Source organism: Dolichospermum sp. LEGE 00246, from assembly GCF_015207865.1.
GTDB lineage: Bacteria > Cyanobacteriota > Cyanobacteriia > Cyanobacteriales > Nostocaceae > Dolichospermum > Dolichospermum heterosporum.
Genome location: NZ_JADEWA010000334.1, coordinates 1 through 6,039, shown reverse-complemented (window position 1 = coordinate 6,039; position 6,039 = coordinate 1). Strand labels below are relative to the sequence as shown.

Below are 6,039 nucleotides of genomic sequence, written 5' to 3'. Positions count from 1 at the left end.
TGTCACCTGTCACCTGTCACCTGTCACCTGTCACCTGTCACCTGTCACCTGTCACCTGTCACCTGTCACCTGTCACCTGTCACCTGTCACCTGTCACCTGTCACCTGTCACCTGTCACCTGTCACCTGTCACCTGTCACCTGTCACCTGTTACCTGTTACCCTTTGGTGACTTACCGAAAACAATTAACCCCAGCTAACTTAGCCAGGGTTTCAAAGTGGTATTTTTAATCCCGTAGTTATTTCGCTTTTGCGGCTTAAACTCTAGGTAGTTAAAATTACAACCTCGGCAGGATATTAAGCTATTAGCACCTGCTGTCTCCGGCTTTATTAAATTTTGGATTTTGGATTTCGGATTTTGGATTTGAAATTAAAGCTTGATAACGAAACAAAAAATTCAATTATCTATCTAGCAACTATAAAATCTAAAATCTAAAATCTAAAATCATGCAGCGTCAGTTAGTTTTAACTCTCGTAGGGCGCTAATGTCAATAGCAATTGATGGTCCCATTGTCGAGGATATGTACAATGACCGCCAATAACGACCCTTAGCACCTGAAGGACGGTTACGGTCAATTGACTCTTGTAATGCCTTCAGGTTGATCAATAAATCTTCAGGTGAAAAAGCAGTCTTACCAAACATAACATGGACAATCCCAGTCCGATCAGCCCGATATTCTAATTTACCAGCTTTGAACTCAGCGATCGCACTAGCAACATCAAATGTCACTGTTCCCCCCTTGGGTGAAGGCATCAAACCCCGTGGACCTAATAATTTACCCAGCTTTGCTACCTGTGGCATCACATCCGGCGTAGCAATCAGCTTATCAAAGTCCATCATGCCTTTCTGAATATCTTCAATGAGTTCTTCAGAACCAGCAATATCAGCACCAGCGTTAGTTGCTTCTGTGACTTTTTCACCTCTGGCGATAACTGCTACCCGGATAATTTGTCCTGTTCCCTTGGGTAGTGCTACCGTTGTCCGCAATTGTTGGTCTGTATATTTAGGGTCAATTCCTAAACGGATATGAGCTTCAGCAGCTTCAGGAAACTTAGCAGTTGCCGTTTCTTTTAACAGAGCTAATGCTTCTAAGGGTGTATAATCCTTATCTTCTACCTTTTCCAGCAACGCCTGTAAGCGGCGTGATACTTTTTTTGCCATTTTTTTCTCCTGGGGTCATCTCGAAGTTGTACTTCTCCCCCGATATGATTTTGTTATTAGTCAGTTGTCAGTTGTCAGTGGTTATTTTTTTATTTACTGTCACCTGTCACCTGTTCCCTGTCACCTAATCTGTAACTGTTACGCCCATGTTTTTAGCAGTTCCTTCCACAATATTCATGGCTGCATCAATATCATTGGCGTTGAGGTCAGGAAGTTTAGTTTGAGCAATTTCGCGTAATTGCGTTCTGCTAATGCTACCAACTTTCTTTTTGTTGGGTTCATTTGAGCCTCTTTCAATCTTCGCTGCCTTGCGAATCAACACTGATGCTGGTGGAGTTTTGAGGACAAACGTAAAACTTCTATCTTCATAGACAGAAATTTCTACAGGTATAACCATCCCAGCTTGGTCTGCTGTTTTGGCATTGTACTCTTTGCAGAACATCATGATGTTAACACCATGTTGACCCAACGCAGGACCAACTGGCGGTGCTGGGTTGGCTTTCCCAGCATTCAGGGCCAACTTAATGACCGCTACTACTTTCTTCGCCATTTGTATTTAGCTCTGTTTTTTAACCTGATTAAATTCCAATTCTACTGGTGTATCTCTTCCAAAGATCGAGAGTAGAGCTTTTAGTTTACTCCGTTCTGGGGAAACTTCAATCACCTCACCTTCAAAATCCTTAAATGGACCAGAAAGCACAACTATCTTATCACCTGAAGCCATATCAATTTTGACTACAGGCTCTTGTTCCAAGGCTTGTTTGAATATGCGTTCAACTTCCGAAGGATTTAGGGGAACTGGCTTAACGTGACCACGACCTCTACCGCTACCACGCTTTTGCTCTGCACCCACAAAGTTAATCACATGAGAGGTGTTTCTTACCACTTGCCATGTATCATCACTCATTACCATTCGGACTAGCACATAACCAGGGAAAACCTTTTCTTCTGAAGGTAGCCGTTTACCATCCTTACGGATTTTCACCGTTGGGGTGTGGGGAATTTCCACTTGGATGATTTTGTCAGCCACATCAAAAGTTTGGATACGTTGCTCTAAATTTGTCTTTACCCGTTTCTCACAGCCAGAGGCTACTTGCACTGCATACCAGCGTGCTTCTTTCATCGCTGTTAAGAGTGTTTCCTCTAACTGCAACTCGGAGTTGCGTGGTTCGTCTGTTGCAGAAGTCATCAGAACACCTGTTTTGCTGCCCAAGCGAACAATCCATCGACCAGATATATCAAAGATGCGGAGAGTGTAACCATTAATAGTACAGCGGCTGATTCACTTACCAACTGTTTCCGACTGGGCCAAATCACTTTCTCAAGTTCTTCCTTTGTACCCTGGAAAAAATTGTTTAAGTTAAACCCATTTTCGGTTTCTGGCATTTCTGCTTCATTTTTTTTGGCCACAGTCGTTATACCCCCGTTTCTTAAATAGCCTAACCTTGTGATTTTCAAGGTTTACAGCTTCAGTCTCAATAATCTCGTAATAAGAAAGCTACATTTTAAAAAAATTATACCCGAAATAATTGACGTTTTCCGCTGTTTCGGCAGTGACGTTATTGCTTCGGGCAATATTTTTCTTTTTGAGCGCGCCCTGGAGGACTTGAACCCCCGACATCAGGTTTTGGAGACCTGCGTTCTACCAACTGAACTAAGAGCGCACAAGCTTTTCTTTTTACAGTCATTGCGCCGAACTTTCTTAGTTTAACGCAATTTCGATTTCAATTGTAACCTATTTTTTTTCTTTTGGCAAGTTAGCGGCGGATGCCGCTTGCAGACTGGGTTTTGTCTATTAATTCACCATTGAGAATCACAAAGGGCGGTCGAATCTTTGTTTAATGCGGGTTGCCTTGCCGACTAGTTTACGCAGGTAGTACAGTTTAGCACGTCTAACTTTACCACGGCGCAATACTTTAATACTTTCAACTAGGGGAGAATGAAGCAAAAATACTCGTTCTACACCCACACCTTGGAAAACTTTACGGACTGTGATAGTTTCGTTGATGCCGCCATTGCGTCTAGCTATGACTACACCTTCGTAAGGTTGTACACGGAATTTAGTGCCTTCCTGAATTTTAACTCCGACTTTGACTGTATCACCAACATAGATGTCGGGTAAATCAGATTTCATCTGTTCCGCTTCAATTGAGCGAATAATCTCTTGCGCGTTCATTACTTTTCTGTTTTTTGAAAAAACTCACAATCGCTAATTATAAATCTATAATCGCTTGAGAGTCTAGAAATTTCCCTCATTATAAATAAAAACTACTCACAAATTCAAAATGAAGAATTAAAAAACTCTTGCCTGTTCCCTGTTCCCTGTTCCCTGTTCCCTGTTGTAAAATAGACAGTGTAAGGATTCAGGGGGAACCAGGTAACTGGTCATAAACGCCTATAGAGACTATCTTTGGCAATGTTCAAGGTTTGAAGTCCAGCCAGCTAAAACAACTCCAGCGGCTGTACCACCAGCGGATATCAGGTGATTTTATTACTACAACTGATTTTGCTCAACGTCTGGCAGCAGTCAGTACGGAAATTAATCAACCTGTTTGTGTTTACATTAATCGTCGCGGACAGGTAATTCGGGTTGGTGTCGGTACTCCGCGTCAAACTCAAATTCCGCCCCTAGAACTGCCCCGCTACGGAGCAGAACGTCTCAGCGGTATTCGTTGTTTATCTACCAATCTCAAGTCAGAACCACCAAGTGAGTCAGCCTTAACGGCCATGGCTTTACAAAGATTAGATGCTTTAGTAGTTTTAAATATTACTGGGGGAGGATTCACAAAGCGTGGTGGTGGTGCAACCGGGTATGTGAAAGAAGCTTATTTAGCGCATCTAGTAGCCAATAGCAGACAGTTAGTGGCGACGCAATCCTCTGGTACTAGTATTTCAGATGCGGGGATATATTCCCACATCTCACCACCTCTGAGTTTAGATGATTTAGCCGACCAGGATTTTCTGGACTTGGTGGAAAGTTTAGAAGAGGAATTTAGTCGGGAGTATGTAGCTCAAGAAGTAGATGCTGATCATGATCGGGTGGTAATTGTGGGGGTATTAACAGAAAATATCACTCCGCAACAATTCCAAGACATCATCATAGAATTGACTCGATTAGTGGATACGGCTGGAGGTGTTGTCTTACAAACCTTACAACAAAAGCGATCGCGGATTCATCCCCAAACGGTGATTGGTGAGGGTAAAGTCCAAGAAGTGGCGATCGCTGTGCAAACTCTAGGTGCTAATTTAGTAGTATTTGATCGTGATCTTTCCCGTTCCCAAGTCCGCAATTTAGAAGCGCAAATTGGTGTTAGAGTAGTTGACCGCACCGAAGTAATTTTAGATATCTTTGCCCAACGCGCTCAATCTGGTGCAGGTAAGTTACAGGTCGAACTGGCACAGTTAGGGTATATGCTACCACGACTCACTGGCAAAGGTGAGGGTATGTCCAGATTAGGAGGTGGTATTGGCACAAGAGGTCCAGGTGAAACCAAGCTAGAAACAGAACGCCGCTCTATTCAAAAGCGAATTTCTCAACTGCAACACGAAGTTAATCAATTACAAGCTCATCGTTGTCGCTTACGTCAACGACGACAAGATAGACAAGTTCCCTCGGTGGCTTTGGTGGGTTATACCAATGCTGGTAAATCTACCTTACTTAACGCTCTTACCAACGCAGAAGTATACACTGCTGACCAATTGTTTGCCACCCTTGACCCGACAACACGGCGGTTAATGCTTCCTCATGCGGAAACCGGCGCACCCCAGGAAACTTTGATGACGGATACTGTGGGGTTTATCCATGAGTTACCCGCATCTTTGATGGATGCTTTTCGGGCAACATTGGAAGAGGTAACAGAAGCAGATGCTTTACTGCATTTAGTTGATTTATCTCATCCTGCTTGGTTAAGTCATATCCGCTCAGTGCGGGATATACTGGCGCAAATGCCGATTACACCAGGACCTGCGTTAGTGGCTTTTAATAAAATTGATCAAGTTAGTAGTGAAACACTGGCTTTAGCCAGAGAAGAGTTTCCCTTAGCCGTGTTTATTTCTGCTAGTCAGCGGTTAGGACTGGAAACCCTGCGTCAGCGTCTATCTTTATTGATTCAGTACGCTGTTGGTGATGATTAATGATTTTCAGATCCCCGACTTCTTGAAGAAGTCGGGGATTTCTCGTTCCCATACTCTGTATGGGAATGAATTTTAGAAGGCTCTGCCTTCAATGATAGCAGAGGCAGAGCCTCTTGAGGGCATTCCCAGTCAAAGACTGGGAACGAGATAATAACTCAACTATTTGGGTAATATTTTAGATAAAAACTTGTTCAATATTATTGATAATAATGTCAATGATTCAACAATATATCCAGTTTTGCTAGAATCATGATTACTTCAATGTAATTGCTTACAAGATGATGATTACTACTGTTGAGCGTCGTTATAGTTTAGATGAATATCGCGCCATTGAAGAAAAAGCTGAAGAACGCAGTGAATATCGTGATGGAGAAATTGTGCCAATGTCGGGAGGATCACTCAATCATAGCCGTATAGGGGGCAATATTTTTGCATTTCTCAAGTTTATTCTGCGTGATAGTAAATGTGAGCCAATTAATAGTGATTTGAGGTTATGGATTCCTGAATATAAACGCGGAGTATATCCAGATGTAATGGTTTTTGCAGATGAACCGCAACTAAATGAAAACCGCAATGATGAAGTTTTAAATCCCATTTTAATTGTAGAAGTATTATCACCTTCAACCGCAGATTATGACCGACAAAGCAAGTTTCGGATGTATCGTTCAATTAGCAGTTTTTGTGAATATTTATTAGTTGAACAAGATGAAATTTTTATAGAAAAATATAGTAAACAGTCTCAAGG

The 6,039-nt window shown here is 42.3% G+C and carries 7 protein-coding genes, 1 tRNA gene, 1 pseudogene and 1 other annotated feature; of the genes and pseudogenes, 3 read left to right on the top strand and 6 right to left on the bottom strand.

Annotated features, from left to right (window positions below; genetic code table 11):
• Positions 1-198, top strand: a pseudogene (locus IQ228_RS18955) (hypothetical protein); the annotation flags it as partial.
• Positions 174-341: a sequence feature (ribosomal protein L10 leader region), on the bottom strand. It overlaps the preceding pseudogene by 25 nt.
• 102 nt (positions 342-443) lie before the next feature.
• On the opposite strand, the gene rplA reads toward IQ228_RS18955, so the two are convergent.
• The 6 genes from rplA to rplS all read right to left on the bottom strand — a co-directional run bounded on the left by rplA (position 444) and on the right by rplS (position 3,336).
• On the bottom strand, positions 444-1,160 hold the full coding sequence (gene rplA / locus IQ228_RS18950; protein ID WP_027404877.1) for a 50S ribosomal protein L1: 717 nt from the start codon (positions 1,158-1,160) through the stop codon (positions 444-446).
• 124 nt (positions 1,161-1,284) lie between these two features.
• Positions 1,285-1,710 (bottom strand): 50S ribosomal protein L11, encoded by a 426-nt coding sequence (gene rplK, locus IQ228_RS18945; RefSeq protein WP_027404878.1) that lies wholly within the window; start codon positions 1,708-1,710, stop codon positions 1,285-1,287.
• A gap of 6 nt (positions 1,711-1,716) precedes the next feature.
• Positions 1,717-2,349, bottom strand: coding sequence for a transcription termination/antitermination protein NusG (gene nusG, locus IQ228_RS18940; RefSeq protein ID WP_027404879.1), 633 nt, complete (start codon positions 2,347-2,349; stop codon positions 1,717-1,719).
• The gene (secE, locus tag IQ228_RS18935) at positions 2,349-2,570 is read right to left on the bottom strand and encodes a preprotein translocase subunit SecE (protein ID WP_015078220.1); all 222 of its coding nucleotides are present in this window, start codon (positions 2,568-2,570) and stop codon (positions 2,349-2,351) included. The genes nusG and secE overlap by 1 nt, the downstream gene beginning before the upstream one ends.
• A gap of 181 nt (positions 2,571-2,751) precedes the next feature.
• Positions 2,752-2,824: transfer RNA gene (locus IQ228_RS18930), tRNA-Trp, on the bottom strand.
• A 149-nt stretch (positions 2,825-2,973) separates the two neighbouring features.
• Positions 2,974-3,336, bottom strand: a complete 363-nt coding sequence (rplS, locus tag IQ228_RS18925) for a 50S ribosomal protein L19 (protein ID WP_027404880.1) — start codon at positions 3,334-3,336, stop codon at positions 2,974-2,976.
• 221 nt (positions 3,337-3,557) lie between these two features.
• On the opposite strand from rplS, the gene hflX reads away from it, so the two are divergent.
• A complete protein-coding gene (hflX, locus tag IQ228_RS18920; RefSeq protein ID WP_027404881.1) occupies positions 3,558-5,294 on the top strand; it encodes a GTPase HflX in 1,737 nt (578 codons plus the stop codon).
• A gap of 281 nt (positions 5,295-5,575) precedes the next feature.
• A partial coding sequence (locus IQ228_RS18915) for a Uma2 family endonuclease (protein ID WP_193963929.1) occupies positions 5,576-6,039 on the top strand: 464 nt, incomplete at its 3' end.